This window comes from Chthoniobacterales bacterium, from assembly GCA_018883245.1.
Classification (GTDB): domain Bacteria; phylum Verrucomicrobiota; class Verrucomicrobiia; order Chthoniobacterales; family JACTMZ01; genus JACTMZ01.
On the sequence record VEQL01000050.1, the window covers coordinates 1 to 15593 of the forward strand.

Annotated in this window: 11 protein-coding genes; 4 read left to right on the forward strand and 7 right to left on the reverse strand. The window is 60.7% G+C overall.

From position 1 onward, the window contains the following. The 3 genes from FGM15_12280 to FGM15_12290 form a co-directional block, all read right to left on the reverse strand. The coding region (locus FGM15_12280; GenBank protein ID MBU3666635.1) for a tetratricopeptide repeat protein at positions 1-2068 on the reverse strand (2068 nt) is incomplete at its 3' end. A 101-nt stretch (positions 2069-2169) separates the two neighbouring features. Then, positions 2170-2922, reverse strand: coding sequence for a PEP-CTERM sorting domain-containing protein (locus FGM15_12285; protein MBU3666636.1), 753 nt, complete (start codon positions 2920-2922; stop codon positions 2170-2172). 115 nt (positions 2923-3037) lie between these two features. Next, positions 3038-3751 (reverse strand): PHP domain-containing protein, encoded by a 714-nt coding sequence (locus tag FGM15_12290; protein ID MBU3666637.1) that lies wholly within the window; start codon positions 3749-3751, stop codon positions 3038-3040. 173 nt (positions 3752-3924) lie between these two features. On the opposite strand from FGM15_12290, the gene FGM15_12295 reads away from it, so the two are divergent. The 3 genes from FGM15_12295 to hemW all read left to right on the forward strand — a co-directional run bounded on the left by FGM15_12295 (position 3925) and on the right by hemW (position 6933). Continuing rightward, entirely contained in the window at positions 3925-4674 is a 750-nt protein-coding gene (locus FGM15_12295) for an ROK family protein (protein ID MBU3666638.1), read from the forward strand. Then, positions 4464-5759, forward strand: coding sequence for a 3-dehydroquinate synthase (gene aroB / locus FGM15_12300; GenBank protein ID MBU3666639.1), 1296 nt, complete (start codon positions 4464-4466; stop codon positions 5757-5759). Before FGM15_12295 ends, aroB begins: the two co-directional genes overlap by 211 nt. A 73-nt stretch (positions 5760-5832) precedes the next feature. Then, the gene (hemW, locus tag FGM15_12305) at positions 5833-6933 is read left to right on the forward strand and encodes a radical SAM family heme chaperone HemW (protein MBU3666640.1); all 1101 of its coding nucleotides are present in this window, start codon (positions 5833-5835) and stop codon (positions 6931-6933) included. Between the two features lie 201 nt (positions 6934-7134). On the opposite strand, the gene FGM15_12310 is transcribed toward hemW, so the two are convergent. From FGM15_12310 to rfaD, 4 genes are all read right to left on the reverse strand, one after another. Next, entirely contained in the window at positions 7135-7545 is a 411-nt protein-coding gene (locus FGM15_12310) for an RNA-binding protein (GenBank protein ID MBU3666641.1), read from the reverse strand. Positions 7546-7712: 167 nt separating this feature from the next. Beyond that, positions 7713-11828: a hypothetical protein gene (locus FGM15_12315; protein MBU3666642.1), complete on the reverse strand. Its 4116-nt coding sequence runs from the start codon at positions 11826-11828 to the stop codon at positions 7713-7715. A gap of 33 nt (positions 11829-11861) precedes the next feature. Further along, the gene (locus FGM15_12320; GenBank protein MBU3666643.1) at positions 11862-12653 is read right to left on the reverse strand and encodes a hypothetical protein; all 792 of its coding nucleotides are present in this window, start codon (positions 12651-12653) and stop codon (positions 11862-11864) included. Between the two features lie 60 nt (positions 12654-12713). Further along, positions 12714-13787, reverse strand: coding sequence for an ADP-glyceromanno-heptose 6-epimerase (gene rfaD, locus FGM15_12325; protein MBU3666644.1), 1074 nt, complete (start codon positions 13785-13787; stop codon positions 12714-12716). Positions 13788-13863: 76 nt separating this feature from the next. On the opposite strand from rfaD, the gene recJ reads away from it, so the two are divergent. Then, complete coding sequence (recJ, locus tag FGM15_12330) at positions 13864-15567, forward strand: single-stranded-DNA-specific exonuclease RecJ (protein ID MBU3666645.1); 1704 nt, start codon at positions 13864-13866, stop codon at positions 15565-15567. Positions 15568-15593: the final 26 nt, after the last annotated feature.

The window sequence follows — 15593 nt, forward strand, 5'->3', positions numbered from 1 at the left end:
TTTCAACCTCCCAGCGTAGGGCTCGGTAGAAACCCGCATCCTCGCCGCCTTTTTTGATTCCTTCGTCCGCTACGGCGAGGGCTTGGTCCCTTTTGTCCGTTTTGAGGTAAGAGAGAACGAGCGCCTGGTCTGCGGCGAGGCGGTCCTTGCCCGCAAGTTGGTTGCGGGCGGCAACGAGGAACGGAATTGCCTCCGCCCATTCACCGCGCAGTTGATGCAAACCGCCGATGTAGCGCCGCGCCGGAGCGTCATCTGCAAGATCCCGCGCGAGAATGAAGTTTCCTTGGGCAATTGCGCGCGCGGACAGCGCAACGGCGTCGGGCGTCAATTCGCCATCGAGTTTCTGGCGGCACGCCAGCGCGAAATAAACGTATTCCAAAAATTGCAGCGTGTATTCCGGCACTTGGCGCGCCGACAACTCCCACAAATCGAGCGCTTGCTCCTGCGCGCCATCGCGGGTCAGCACCTGCGCCACGGCGGCGGTGATCGGTTCCGCTGTTCCGCTGCCGGAGCGTCGCGCTTGCCAATCCCGAACGGCAGCCAGCACGGACGGTTCCATTTCTTCCTCCTGTTCGCGGCAGAGTTCGTCGAACACCTTGAACGCCTCGCCGTTGGTCTCTTTCATCTGCGGAGAAGCAAACAAAGCGCGCTGGGCGCAGTTCACCGCATAGGTGTCATAGATATTCGTTCCAAGGTCCTCCGCATATGCCGCATCTTCGCGCACGAGGGCGAGTTGCCCCGGGTCGAGCTGCAGCGGCGGCGCGAGGTTGGCCATCGCTCCGACCATCGATCGCGCCGCACGCGCCTGGCCCGAAAGCGACAAATGAACATGGTCGTCGAGCAGGTCCCAGCCCGTCGCACCGTCGGGAGATTCGCGACGGAAAATCTCCGCCATGTCGCAAAACACAGCACCTTTCACCAGCGCGGTGTTGCGTATCGCCTGCTCTGTGAGCGAGATCGGACGCAACGGCAGCGTGTCTAGATCGCGCGCCTCGAGAAACGCAACCCGCGCGGGATCGTTTTGACCGGCCGCGACAAGAACTTTGCCGAGAAGAAAGCGCGCTTTCGCACTGCGCGGCGCAAGCTGCACAGCCTGACGCAGAAGGTTCACCGCCTGCGCGTGGTTTTCCCGATCGGCGACTTCGACCGCTTCGTCCATCAACCGCTTCAACTCGCCCTGCTGCCTCGCGTCCAACCCGCCGATGTGGTCCTGACCGAGCGGAGCAAGGCCGGACTCGTTGCCGGCCGTTGTGCACACGATCGCAGGCACATCCGCTGCTTTGACTTCGTCGAGCATCCGACCGAGGTTGAACGATAGACTGCGGGCAGCCGCCTCGCGCAGAGGCGAATCCGCGGGAATCGGCGCTTGCTGCACTGCGCGGCCTGTGGATGCGCGCGACTCAAGCCAGCACACGAACGCCGATCGCTGCAGAGCGCGCCGCAGACCTGACGCCGAGCTTCGTTCCACGCATCCGCCCAAGCCGAAGAACTCGTTGTTGCCGGCGTAGAAAATGAAAAGATCCGGCGAAAAGCGGATGGCATCGCGCACCTGTCCGGTCAGGACGGCGCTGGAAACACCGGACGCTCCGAGGTTGATCACCTCGATCTTTTTCCCGGGCAACGCATCGGAAAGCATAGCCTGCAAAAATGATGATACGGCCAGATTGCGCGGCTGCGGGTCACCCTTGGCAGCCGAATCCCCGACAAGAAAAATGCGCAGGGTGTCGCGCGGCTTGGGCATGACAAAACTCGAACGCATGACGCGCGGAGCATTAGAAGGTTGCTGCCCTGCAACCAAGGAGTTCGCGGCTTCAGGATCGACGATGCAAAGCGTCTCGCCGGATGAAAGTTGCCCAACCTCGCGAATCCAGCGTGGGTCACCGCCCCATGCGGAAATGCGCAGCACGAGTTCGCCGAGCGCGAGCGTTATGATAACGAGCAAGGCGAAGGCAAACAACGCACGCAAAATCCGCATTGCCGTGGAATTTACGCATCGCTCACGCAAACGCCAATGCCTTGCGCAGGGTATGCCGAAACGCTCTGGGCGCCCGGCCTGTTGCGTTCCCATGGCACAAGGTCAGGGGCGGCGGTCGCGATTGGCACCCATGATGTCAAAAACCCCGGTCCGGAGACTAACCGGACCGGGGTTTTTGTGGGGCTCGGGGGAAATTACCGGTGACGACGGCGGATCACGTAGCCGCTCAAACCCGCCGCGCTCAAAGCAAGCAATGCGTAGGTCGAGGGTTCGGGGACGGTGGTAAGGTTATTGAAATATATGCCGGTATTCTGCACATCGCCGGCTCCTACGCCCCCAGCGGTCGCGTAAAACTTGATTTCACTCGGCATGGCGGAAACGATGACGTTGGTTGAGAGCAGCGGACTGCCTCCGCCGTAAAGGCTCGCCGAAACACCCACGGTGGTGGCGTTAACGAATGAGATATTGTAAGTGAACGCTGTATTGTAGGCGTTGTTGGTAATTACGAGGTCAGAGAAACCCGTGCCTTTTAACGAAAGCCCACCACTGTCGTGTTCGAAGCGGAACAAAGCTGACCCAGAAGTAAATTCAATTCCGCGGGAACCGTCGCTCCATCCGTAATTGGCACTTAAAGAAATACTTTGTCCTGAGCTGAGAAGGCCACCGAGAGGTGCATAGACATCGATGAAAACACCATTGGTATTACCAACAATGAAAAAGGCTTGGCTGCCAATGCTTGTGCGCCCCGTTGTTCCCACCGAGTCGCTGATACTACTCGATGTTCCCGCAAGAGAAGTAATATACCAACCATTGAATGCATTAGTCGCACCATTTGTCCAAGTTGCCGTGGTGTAATCGGAACCACTTGAGCTTCCGATCAGAACCTGCGCGCTAACGGAAGCCGTCAGGGCTGCGGCGGCGATGGCGGGAAGCAGAACCTTTTTCATGTGCGGGAGGACTTTCTCAAACTGAACTTGGGGATATTTACAGAACAAAATTCAAGCACTGCGCGTCGGGGTGTCAACAGATTTTTTCACCATTTTCAGTGCTATTGCCCTGCAATCACAATGTCTCGGCAGCCTGCGCACCGCGCGGTTTGCGCCGCAACCGAAACCAATTGTTCCATGTCTTCCGGATTGTCTGGCGCGTCGTTAGATACTGCTGCTCGAGTTCGGTGCCGCGCCGCATGGCGTCCAAGACCCCGCGCACGCTGAAGTCGTCCGTCTCGACGATGGTGCATGCCACGCCGACCGCGCCGGCATGATGCGCATCGCTTCCTGCGGTCATGGGCAAGCCCCGCCGCTCGGCATAATGAAACGCCTTGCGGTTGTGCCGCTTCAACGTGGTCGCCGCGTTGAAGACCTCCAAACCGTCGAGCGGAAGCGTATCCAGGACGGCCTCGCGTATTCCCGCGCGAAACAAATCGTAGGGATGCGGCGCAATGCAGACACCGCCGGCCTCATGCGCCAGACGGCAAACGTCGGCTGCGGGCATACCTTTGAGCGAGGGCGGCAAAACACACCCGAGACAAAGCAGATGACCATCGGCCGTGGTCACTTCGATGCCGGGAATGACGAGAAAGTCATCCACCGCCTTTCCGTCCGGGCGCATGATGCCGTGCGACACCATGTAGTCCACCGCCTCGCAGGTGTTGTGGTCGGTGATGGCAAAGCCGTTAAGCCCGGCCGCGCGAGCGGCCGCAACAAGGTCTTCCGGGCTGCTCACGCCATCCGCGGAAAAAAACGAATGCACATGGAGGTCGATACGGAGGGTCATGCGGCGATAGACCGACAAGTGTTCAGCTTCCCGTTTTCGGTGTCCAGAGGAACCGGCGATGGAAGCCGCTGGAGTTTCCAGTGTTCAGTGATTCAGTTTTCAAAAAATGCGCGCCGGGGCGCGCCGCGCTTCAGTCTTGCCGCCGCGCGGCGCGTGTTGTGCAATCGCCGCGCATGAATTTGCTGGGTATCGACATCGGCGGCTCGGGCATCAAGGGCGCTCCCGTGGACTTGGAGAGCGGCCAACTGACGGCCGAGCGCCAGCGCATAGAAACCCCGCAACCTTCCAGTCCCGATGCCGTCGCCGGCGTGATCAAACAAATCGCGGAAAGCTTCCCGGCCGTGCAAGGCCCGATCGGAATCACGTTTCCGGGCGTGGTGAAAAACGGCCGCATCTTCACTGCCGCCAACATGGATTCCTCGTGGATCGATTTCGAAGCGGCCACGTTTTTCTCCGCCAAGCTCGGGCGGCCGGCAACGGTGATCAACGACGCTGACGCGGCGGGGATCGCCGAGATGCGTTTCGGTGCAGGACGCGGAATCAAAGGCGTGGTCGTGCTTCTCACGCTCGGCACCGGGATCGGCAGCGCGGTTTTCCTCGACGGACAACTCGTGCCCAACACCGAGTTCGGCCACATGGAGATCCGCGGCAAGGATGCCGAGACACGGGCGTCCGCGCGCATACGCGAGGAAAAAAATCTCGGGTGGCAAGAATGGGGCGAACGTGTGGCCGAATACGTGGCGCGGCTGGCGCTCCTGCTCAACCCGGACCTTTTCATCATCGGCGGCGGCGTGAGCAGGAAAGCGGACAAATTTCTGCCCTTCATCCAAGCGGCGGTCAAAGCTCCCGTCGTGCCGGCGATGCTGCAGAATCAGGCGGGGCTGGTCGGTGCCGCGCTCGTCGCTTCCGGATCCGCCGCGTGAGCACGGCGGACTGCATCGAGGTGCCGGTCAAGATTCCCGGCAAATCCTGCCGCGTGCTCGTCGGAGCCGGACTCATCGCACGAGCGGGGGAACTCGTGAACGCGACCGGACTGCGGGGAAGCTGCGCGATCATCACGGATGAAAATGTCGGACGCCTGCACGGGGCGGCGCTGCAAGCCGCCTTGGAGAAAACCGGCTGCGCCGCGCTCCTGCTCGCGGTGCCCGCGGGTGAAACTTCGAAGTGCCTCGCGGCGGCGGAAAATCTCTGCGACCGCATGATCGCAGCCGGACTCGACCGCGGATCGTTCGTCGTCGCCCTCGGCGGCGGGGTCGTGGGCGACCTGGCGGGCTTCGTTGCCGCGATTTACCAGCGCGGAATCCCGTTCGTTCAGATCCCCACAACCATCGTCGCGCAGGTGGACAGCTCGATCGGCGGAAAAACCGGCGTGAACGCACGCGCGGGAAAAAATCTCATCGGCGCATTCCACCAGCCAAGTTTGGTCCTGGCCGACACCGCGACGCTCGTCACCCTGCCCGGGCGCGAATACCAAGAGGGATTCGCCGAAGTCATCAAACACGCCGTGATCCGCGACGCCGCCATGCTCGGCGAACTGGACCCCGGCGCACCGCGCGAATCGCTCGCGCCGCTCATCGCCCGCAACATCGCGATCAAGGCCGCCATCGTGGCCGATGACGAACGCGAGCAGACGGGCACGCGGGCCCTGCTAAATTTCGGACACACCGTGGCCCACGCGATCGAAAATGTCGCGGGATACGGACGCTACCTGCACGGCGAAGCGGTGAGCCTCGGCATGGCCGCAGCGCTGGAGATTTCCACGCGCAAATACGGACTGCCCGCAGCCGACGCCGGGCGCGTTCGCACCAAGCTCGCGGAATACGGCCTTCCCCTCACCTTGCCCGCCGATCTCGAAACCGGCGCCCTGCTCGCCGCCGCGCGGCACGACAAAAAATTCTCCGGCGGCAACATCCGCTACGTGGTGTGCCCGCGCATCGGCGAGGTCTTCGTGGCCGACGATGTGACAGAGCACGACATCCGGGCGGCGATCGATTCCCTGCGGGAATAAACGAGTGCGGAGGGACGAGGATTGAGCGAAGGTGGTCACACTGAACACTGAATCACCGAGGACTGGAGACTTGATGGGGCACGAAGCGCGCCACCTTTACATCCACATCCCCTTTTGCCTGCAGATTTGCCCCTACTGCAGTTTCTACAAAGACATCGCGGGTCCGGGCAAAGCGGACCCCTTGGTTGAAGCGATCGTGCTCGAAGCGGAAATGTTCGGTGGTGGTTGCACGCCGCGGACCATTTTTGTCGGCGGCGGGACGCCGACCGCTTTGTCGGTCACGCAGCTGGAGCGTCTTTTCGGCGGATTGTCCCGACACCTTGATCTCTCGGGCGTCGAGGAATTCACCGTGGAGATGAACCCGGCAACCGTGACAATGCGCAAAGCGGAAATGCTGCGCCGGCACGGGGTCAATCGAGTGAGCATGGGCGTGCAATCGTGGGATGCGGAACTCTTGAAGCTGCTGGGACGTGTCCACAGCGCGCCCCAAGTGCGAGAGTCTTTCGCCATTCTGCGCGCGGCCGGCTTTGAAAACCTCAATCTCGACCTCATCTACGGGATCCCCGGTCAGACCCGCGCGCAATGGACGGACAGCATCCGGCGCACAATCGACCTCGGGCCCGAGCACATATCCGCGTATTGCCTGACCTACGAGGAAGACACGGATTTTTTCCGCCGCCTCGAGCGTGGCGAGTTCCGCGAATACAGCGAGCGAGACGCGGAATTTTTCGAACTGTGCGCCGCGGAACTCGCCGAGGCCGGCTACGCGCAATACGAAATTTCAAATTATGCGCGCGCGGGACGCGAATGCCTCCACAACCTCGCCTATTGGCAGGGAGACGATTACCTGGGTCTCGGTCCCAGCGCATGGTCCACCATCGGCACGAAGCGCTGGCAGAATGTTCCCGACACCGCAGGCTATGTGCGCGCGGTGCAGGCGGGGAACCGTCCGCACGGCACTTCGGAAATCGTGCCGGATGAAACGCGGGAGATGGAGAAAATCGCTTTCGGACTGCGGACAAGCGCGGGTATCGAGGCGGCGCGCTTGGGCGAACGGCATGAGCTGATCACCGGACTGCGCGAGGAGGGATTGCTGGAGGACCACGGGCCGCGGGTCCGCCTCACCGCGCGCGGACGCCTGCTCGCCGACGAAATTGCCGCCGAACTCATCTGACGCCGGCCCTCAGCAGTCCGGCCACCGCACATTTGCGGAAAACCTCGGGACAACACATGGACATTTTGCCAAATGTCCATGTGTTGATCGGAAGTTGCGGGATCTCGGGGGTCGGGATTTTCCGTGGAAGACCTCGCCTCGTGGAATGCAAAAGGGCGTCCCGCAGGACGCCCTTTGCTGAATCTTGTGTCGCGGGTTGTATCAATACCCGCCGCGGTCTCCGCGGTCGCGATCACGGTATCCACCGCGATCTCCGCGGTAGCCACCACCACCGCCGCCACGGCCTCCGCCGCCGCCACGATAGCCGCCACCACCACCGCCGCCGCCACGATACCCGCCACCGCCACCACCCTGTGGGCGTTCCTCACGCGGACGCGCTTCGTTGACCTGGATGGTGCGGCCTTCCATGTCGGAGCCGTGGAATTTGCTGATCGCCGCGTTGGCTTCCTCGTCGGTCGAAAAAGTGACGAAACCGAATCCGCGGGAGCGGCCGGTCTGACGGTCGAGGGCGATCATGACGTCGGTCACGGTGCCACATTGTCCGAAAGCCTCGCGGAGCGAGTCTTCGGTGCTGCTGAAGGGGAGATTCCCCACATAGAGTTTGTTACCCATACTGTTGTGTTTTCGTTGTGTTTATCTGCCAGGCTCCAAGCTGTCCGGTGCCTGCGCGGAATCCCACGAACGTGAACTCAACCCGGGGGCGTGCGCTTTCTGACCTGAACTTGTCGACTGTCGACCGCGAACTTGGCCCGAACAGGCCAAAGCGCAAGCGAAAAGAATCAGGGCACCAGCAGCACTCTGTAGAAGTGCTGGTCGGCCACCCCTTGATGGTGGGCCGAGGCAGAGTTGGACAATGCGGTGACGGGCGCCGCCAGATTTGTCCAATTCAAGATGCCAAGGTTCGTGCAGCTTTGAAGCTGGTAGGCTTTACCCGGAACCGACGTCCAAGAAACCATGGCGTTTGTTCCCTCCCGCTGGATCAAGGTGATACGGAATGTCGAAGCGCGATCGGTCGGATCCGTTCCGAGCGCATGCTCCTGAGCGTTATTGAAGCCGTCTTTGTCGGGATCGTTGGCCGCGACCCGGTCCGACTGATCGGGGAAATAAGCGCTCCACCACATATTCGGAAGCCCATCGGTGGAGTCGGGATCGGAGATCTTGGTGACTGTCGCTGTGGTGGATGCCGCCGCGCTGCTGCCGGTGAGAATTGTGTGGGACATTTCACCGATATAAAGATTGTAGTCAGTGCCCGCTCCCGCCCCGCTGTTAATGAACTCCAACCAGGCAATTTCCGAACCCGGAAAATTTGTTCCCGTGATGACACTCGAACCAGTTTCAAGGCTGTAGGTATCGGCTCCGGTGAGGGTCAGTTTGAGGCTCAGGCCCGCGGAGCTGTAAGCGAGGCCGGAACTGCGGTTGGTCGAGGAAAGATCGGCGATGCGATAAGACGTGTCCCCGCCCACGAAGTAGAATTTGAAGCGGACTGTGCCGTTCGTGTCGCGAAGTTCGAAACCGACACTCTTTCCCTTCTCGATCAAGTTGTTGTCGAAGCGCACGGCGAAGCTGTCGCCGGCCTTCATCGGCGTGACGAAGGCGCGCGTTGCTTTGGCGACATCGGCGCCGTTCGCCCACAAACCAAAACCCTTGGACGAGCCGACATTCATGTTGGCTTCCGTGCCGGTGCTTGCGAGGAAGCTTCCCGCATTCGTGCCGATGTGGTTGAAATACCATTCTCCAAAACCCGCCCCGGCACCGCCGTTGGCGGACCAGTTGGTGTAGGCGCTGGGAGAGTCCGAATAAGTGGCGGTCCCATTGGTCGAATAGACGCCATCTATGCGGACTGCGTTGGTTCCATCCGCCAAGGTGACGAGATTCGTCCAACTCCACCCGTTGGCCACGTTGCCGCCGGGAAAGGGGATGGTCCCGCCCGTGCCGTTCGCCGGATTGGTCCAAGTCAGGCCATTGGTGAATGAAGCACCGGCGCGGCCTTTGAACGTGTAAGCGTTGTTGGAAACGCTTGGCGATCCCGCAGGATCAGTGACAAGAATTTCCGTGCCGGCGAGCGCTGCAAACGGAGTAGTCGCAGAAACCGGAGCAGTCGCCGCAGATTCGCCGATCGCATTCACTGCGACGACTTTGTAGGCATAGGTCGTCTCCGGCGCGCGGCCGGTGTCGATGTAAACGGCGTCCGAAGGCGCGGCGATCGGTGCGTCGTCTCGGAAAAGTTTGTAGGAAGCCGCGCGCGCGGAACCTGTCCATGACACCGAAACAGTCGTGCTGTTCGTCGCCGTGGCAAAGAGACCAGTCGGCACATCGGGAGCCTGGGTGATGGGATTGGTCGTGACGTTGAAATTCCAGTTGCCGCCGCCGTTGTTGTCCCATGCGCCCGAATTAGCACTGGTGTTGGTGCAGTTGTTGAAGCAAATGGCAATGGTCGTGGCATTGACCGGCACTGTGTAGGTGTAGGTCCAATTCGAGCCGCTATTCGTCATGGCCTTGCCAGACAAAGGAGTCCAGTTGGCAGAGACCCCGTTGTAGCCGTAGTGGATGTTGACGTTGGTGGCAGAGGCGAGCACGCGCCCCGTCGGGTTGTAGGTGACGGTCAAAGATTGCCCGGCAACGGGATTGCTCGGGCTCAAAGAAACGACGCTGTTTGTCACGCCACCTCCCCCGCTTCCTCCGCCATTGGTTTGGCCGCTGTAATCATCAACCCAAACGTGCTGGATTTCGGACTTCGAGACGTTGCCCTTCGAGTCAGTCGCCTCGATGTAGTAATCGAGGAGTTTGTTGCGGTAATTGGTGTCGGTAAGGTGCGCGAAATAGTAGTCAGCCACGGCGTAATCCTGAACAGGCAGGAAATAGTCGATCTGGCTGTTGGCCGCGGCCGCATTCAAAGCTTGGCGCGTTTTGGGCAGCGTGCGCTTGGTCATGTTGATCGTCACCCATTGCCCGACTTCGCTGCCACCCGCGTAGGTTTCATTCTGATTGCTCCAGAGCGGGTTGATTCCATCGGCATCGCTGCGGACTTTCAACTTCACGTTGCCATCGGGAATGCCCGACATGTCATAAGCGTGCGTCCAGATATAGAAGTCGGAATTCATGCGCTTGAGAAACGCCCCGTTCACGCCCGGCACGTTGTTGAACCAGCCGAAGGTATACCAGCCGGGATTGTAGGGAAAACGCTGCGGCTTGAGGACGGTGGGTGGAGTGCGATCCTTCGAGCGACGATTGTTGGCGTTAATCCAAGGTTCGAGCTTTTCCACCGCGCGACGCGTGGCCAAGCTCGGCTTGATTTCATCGTCGTTGCCGAGACCGCCGTAGTAATTGAATCCGGAATCCAAACCGGCGAGGTAAATGTGCCACGCCTGCTCAACTTCGTTGGGCGAGTTCCAAGTTCCGTTCCAATCGTAGGGCGCCTGGATTTTCCACGCCTGAACACTGCCGCCTTCGTCGAGGAGGATTTGCTCGGCAGTTTCGCACCAGTTGGCGCCAGCCATGAGCGGCGCGTAGCTGTAGAATTTGAGGGCGAAGCCCGGCGTCTCCATGTCGATCTGGGTGCCGGGGACGCGGTTTGTGGCGCCTATTGCCGTATTGGCCACCGGCGGCTCGATCCATTTGAGGAAGTTGGGAGAACCGTAGTCCATTTCCGGAAAAATCCACGCGCCATCCTCGATGTGCGTGGCGGGTGCGTTGGCGCCGAACAAATTGACAAAATCCTGCGGCGTCGAGGGTTTGTAGCCCCGCGAGCCGGAGTCGTTGAACAATTGCGGCGTCGCCTCCATCCATGAACTCGATCCTCCGCCCCACGCGTTATCGCCGTCGGTCGAAGGCATGACGATAACGGGCCGCGCCGGGTCGGTGGCAAATGGCGAAATAAAGGCGTCGATCTTTCCCACGCCCTCGTTTGCGTAGCCGTAGCGATAGGACAGAACGTCATCGGACGGCACAGCGATCATCGTTTTCTCCGCACCTGTTTCGGGGTTCACGTATTTGACCTTGTGTAGCTGGTAGGCGAAGGGCGCGACGTTCCACGCGGCATTGCCAGGGTTAGGCTCGGAATACCACCAACCATTCGTCGGCGAGGGCCCGATCTGGTCGGCTTTGTTCGGGGGGCTGGAGTAAATATTGTAAGTGCCCTCGGGGTTGGCTTGGTTGTTGTAGGTCGTGCAGGTGCGGCTGATGTGATGGCTGGGCACGATGACCCATTGGTAGCCCTCATCGACCAGGACATCGATGAGGTGCCGCGAGTAGGCCATTTCCGTGGGGAAGAAACCCTTCGAATGATCGCTGAGGTCCATGTTGCCGCCCCACGCTTTCCACCAAGCCTGCTTGAAAATCTGCAGCTCCTTCCGAAAAACCGACTTGGGCAGCAACGGCGCGAGCGCATGATGGTAGGTGAAACCGACGAGGTCCATGCGCGTCGAACCCGCGGGCGTCTTCCATCCGCGCGCCTCTTTATAACCATTGTTCCATCCGCCCCCGTAGCCCAGCTGGCCGACGGAGCCGAGCTGGCGGACGTTGTCGATGAGCGAACCGGAATAGCTGATGGCGAAGCCACCGGCGCTGTTGAAGGTGGTCAGCGAATTGCGCGGGCCGCTTTGGTATGATGTCACTCGATCCTGCAGCCCGAAGATGTCTGTCAGATTGTTTTCGGGATGCTGCCCGGTAATGCCGCCGTAGGTCTGCCCCGGCTTGAGCACGATCGAATCCCAAGCATATTGCACGCGGCTGGTTTCAGAACCGTTGTTGTTCCACTCCGGCCAGTAAATGGGCTGGTGGTTGTGCCAGAAACGGGAGACGTAAACGTTGTTAGGGTCGGCTACTGCACGATCTGGCCCGAAGATGAACAGGACAGATGCAATCAACAGAAATGCTGGGGAGACAGCACGGTGCATCGCAGTGCAAACCTTTAATCTGTGAAAAAACCTTTACGGCGAATTGCGGCTGAGCTGGAAGTTATTGAGGAAGAAGTCGTGCGCCTCGGCGTTGCGATTGAAGAATGCCAGGCTTTGGATCGGCGCACCGGCTTGGCCGCCGAACTTGCGGCCTTTGAGAATCTTGACCGCCTTGTCGCGCAGATTGATGACTTCAAAGTCGTAGGTATCCGCATCAACCAGCGTGAGAGTCAATGCGAGCGCCTCCTCTGTGATCGGAATGCCTGTATCGAACTCTTGCTCGCTGTCGGTGATGAGGTAGTTCGGCGATCCTTCGCGCGCGAAGAAGCGCAGGCGGGCGCCCGCGTCGATGTCCGAGATCGAGCCGTCCGCGTTGCCGGCACGATAAGTCACACCGACCTCGCCGGGCGCCGGATCATCCTCGTCACCTTTCTGCTGGAAAGGTCCGTGGAGGATCTCGAAGGAAAAGTTGTCGCCGGGCTCCAGCGGGACCGCGATGCCTCGGAATGCCACGGACTCCTCGTAGCTCTTGCCGTTGGCGAAGAGCGCAAAAACGCGGTCCTTGGTGATCGGCGCCAACTCGGGTTTTTCGCCGAGCCTGCCGAGATAATGCCCTGCGAAGCTCCCCTCGCCATCCGCCTTGGAAACCATTTTCCACGCGAAAAATCCGTTGTCGCCGCCGGAGCCTTGATTCCAACCCCCGTTATACATGCCTTGGTTGGCCTGATCCTCCCCGACATTGATCTGGGTCAAAGCCCGGGCGGTTGCCAACGAGCACGCTGCAACAGCAACAAAAACAGCGAGATAAAAGGGATGCGCAGTCATCGCAAGGAAACAAAAATCTACAGACGAATGCATGGCCTGTCAAACGGCCACGACGGTCTTTCAGTCTCCGGCACCGTCACCGAAGTGCTTGCGGGGAAGCAAGTAACAAGAAACGTATTCTTTCACCGCTTCAGCAAGCGGCGTCACAGCGTCCTTGTAGCCGGTTGACTCCAGCTTCGTGATATCCGCTTGCGTGAAATATTGGTATTGCGACCGCAGCGTCTCGGGCATGTCGACAAACTCGATGCGCGCCTCCCGCCCCATCGCTTCGAAAATCGGGTGGACAAGTTCCAGCCATGTGTGCGCCCTGCCGGACCCGATGTTGTAAAGGCCGCCAGCCTTCTTGGTCGCAGCCAGATGCAGCGTCATGGACACCGCGTCTTTGACATAAAGAAAGTCCCGCTTCTGCCCGCCGTCGGGATAATCAGGATGGTAGCTTTTGAACAATTTCACCTGCCCCGTTTCCTCGATCTGCCGCCACGCTTTGCTCACCACGCTGCGCATGTCCCCCTTGTGCTCCTCGTTCGGGCCGAAGACATTGAAATATTTCAAACCAACAATGCGCGGCAAATATCCCTCGCGCCGCGCATGCAGGTCGAACAGTTGCTTCGAGTAACCGTAGGCGTTGAGCGGACGAAAATCCCCGAGGCGCTCGGACTTGTCGTCCATCCCCGCACCTCCGTCGCCGTAGGTGGCGGCGGAAGAGGCGTAAACGAAACGCGCGCCGCGCTTGAGCGCCCATCCGGCCAACTGGCGCGTGCAGCCGAAATTGTTGCGCAGCAGATAATCCGCGTCGCGCTCCGTGGTCGATGAACACGCCCCAAGATGAAACACATGCGTGAAATCCCCGAAGGACCCGGCCTTGCGGTCGAGACGATCGTAAAACTCGTCGGCATCGACAAACTCTTCGAAGCGCAGCGGCGCAAGGTTGCGCCATTTGTCGTCGGTGCCCAATTGATCGACCACCACGACGCGATCCGTCCCGTGACGGCGGTTCAGCATACCGACCAGAACGCTGCCGATGAACCCGGCGCCACCCGTGACGAGAAAACGCGACTTGCTGTTGAAAGCTTCGGCACCTGCCGCGCCGGAGCGCGACGTTTTTTTGCCCCGCGTTTGTTTGCTGACTCCCATGACGCCATGAGCTTATCCGGCCCGCACCGCCGTGCGCAATCCCTTCGCATTGCCAGCAAGCTTCGCAGTCCTTAACATGCCGCACATGATGTCGCCTCGCTGGGAAACGCGGGACCCCGCGGATCCCGCAAGCGCGCAAAGACTCGCCCGCGAACTCGGGGTGTCCGCACTCCTCGCGAACCTGCTCACCGCACGCAATCTCTCCGATCCGGACGAGGCCGAGCATTTTCTCCATCCGAGGCTCGCTTCGCTGCCGGATCCGCTTGCCACGCCCGGGATCGAAAAAGCCGCGCGCCGTATCGCAACGGCGTTGGAGCGCAAAGAAACGGTCGTGCTCTACGGTGATTATGACGTGGACGGCGTGACCTCGCTGGCGATTCTGCACCGATTCCTTTCCGCCGTGGGCCTCGAAGCCGCGTGCTTTTTGCCGCTTCGGGAAGCGGAGGGTTACGGACTCAGCCACGAAGGGCTCGATCGCGTGTTTGCCGCGCACAGACCGGATTTGCTTGTCGCCCTGGACTGCGGAACGTCTTCACACGAGGAGAGCGCATGGCTGGCCTCGCGCGGTGTGGATCTTGTCATCATCGACCACCACGAACCCAAGAACGGCGCCGCACCATGCGCGGCGATGGTCAATCCGAAGGTTGCGGGAGGAAACACCGACCTTTGCACCGCAGCGCTCGTTTTCAAATTGTGCCACGGCATCCAGAAAATCACCGGGCGCCGCGAACCCGATCTGCGGGACTTTCTCGACCTCGCGGCCATGGGCACAATTTGCGATCTCGCGCCGCTGCGCGGGGAAAACCGTGTCATCGTGAGGCACGGGCTTTCGCGCTTGAGCCAGACGCGATGGACGGGGTTGGTGGCGTTGATGGAAGTTTCTTCGGTGGTGCCTCCCGTCTCGACTGCCGAGGTCGGCTTTCGCCTCGGTCCGCGCCTCAACGCGGCGGGACGCCTGCACACTGCCGAAGCCGCGCTGCAACTGCTGCTCACCGACGACCCCCGCGAAGCGCACCGGCTGGCACTGGATCTCGATGTTTGCAATCGCGAACGCAAAGACCTCGAGCAGCAGGTCCTCGAAGCCGCGCTGGCCGATTTGGAAAAATATTTCGACCCCGCCCGCGACTGCGCCGTGATTGCCGGTGGCGACGGATGGCACGCCGGCGTCGTCGGTATTGTTGCTTCGCGGCTGAGCCGCAAATACCACCGCCCCGCCATCGTCGTCGGATTCGACCAGGACGGCAACGGCCACGGCAGCGGACGCAGCATCGACGGTCTTTCGCTTGTCGAGGCTTTGGGCGAATGCGCGGAGCTGCTGGGGCCCTTCGGCGGACACCACATGGCCGCGGGACTAAGCGTGCACCGCGCCGACTTCGAGAAGTTCCGCAAGCTATTTGGAACCGCCGCCGCCAGCCGCCTGCAAGCAGGTGATCTCGTGCCGCGCCTGACGCTTGATGCGCGCATCGATGTCTCGGAACTGGAGCACGCTCATCTCGAGGAACTCTCTTTGCTCGAGCCGTGCGGCATGGCCAATCCCGCACCGGTTTTCTACGCGCGCGCGGTGGCCCCGGTTCACGGGCCTGACGTGCTCAAAGAAAAGCACGTGCGCTTCCGTGTGCGCGGACGCGACGAGCTGCTCGCCGCAATATGGTTCAACGGAGCGACGGACGAGTTTCCACGCGCACCATGGGATGTGGCATTCAAACTGGTGCGCAACGAATACCGCCAGCGCGTGAGTATGCAACTCGAGGTGCAACATCTCCGCTCCGCCGCCAGCTGACGTCGAACTTCTCAAAGCGACGCCTA

Coding starts and splice junctions, on each gene's coding strand:
- recJ (MBU3666645.1), top strand. CDS start 13,864: ATGCCGCACATGATGTCGCCTCGCTGGGAAACGCGGGACCCCGCGGAT.
- FGM15_12285 (MBU3666636.1), bottom strand. CDS start 2,922: ATGAAAAAGGTTCTGCTTCCCGCCATCGCCGCCGCAGCCCTGACGGCT.
- FGM15_12315 (MBU3666642.1), bottom strand. CDS start 11,828: ATGCACCGTGCTGTCTCCCCAGCATTTCTGTTGATTGCATCTGTCCTG.
- FGM15_12295 (MBU3666638.1), top strand. CDS start 3,925: ATGAATTTGCTGGGTATCGACATCGGCGGCTCGGGCATCAAGGGCGCT.
- FGM15_12290 (MBU3666637.1), bottom strand. CDS start 3,751: ATGACCCTCCGTATCGACCTCCATGTGCATTCGTTTTTTTCCGCGGAT.
- aroB (MBU3666639.1), top strand. CDS start 4,464: ATGGGGCGAACGTGTGGCCGAATACGTGGCGCGGCTGGCGCTCCTGCT.
- FGM15_12310 (MBU3666641.1), bottom strand. CDS start 7,545: ATGGGTAACAAACTCTATGTGGGGAATCTCCCCTTCAGCAGCACCGAA.
- FGM15_12320 (MBU3666643.1), bottom strand. CDS start 12,653: ATGACTGCGCATCCCTTTTATCTCGCTGTTTTTGTTGCTGTTGCAGCG.
- rfaD (MBU3666644.1), bottom strand. CDS start 13,787: ATGGGAGTCAGCAAACAAACGCGGGGCAAAAAAACGTCGCGCTCCGGC.
- hemW (MBU3666640.1), top strand. CDS start 5,833: ATGGGGCACGAAGCGCGCCACCTTTACATCCACATCCCCTTTTGCCTG.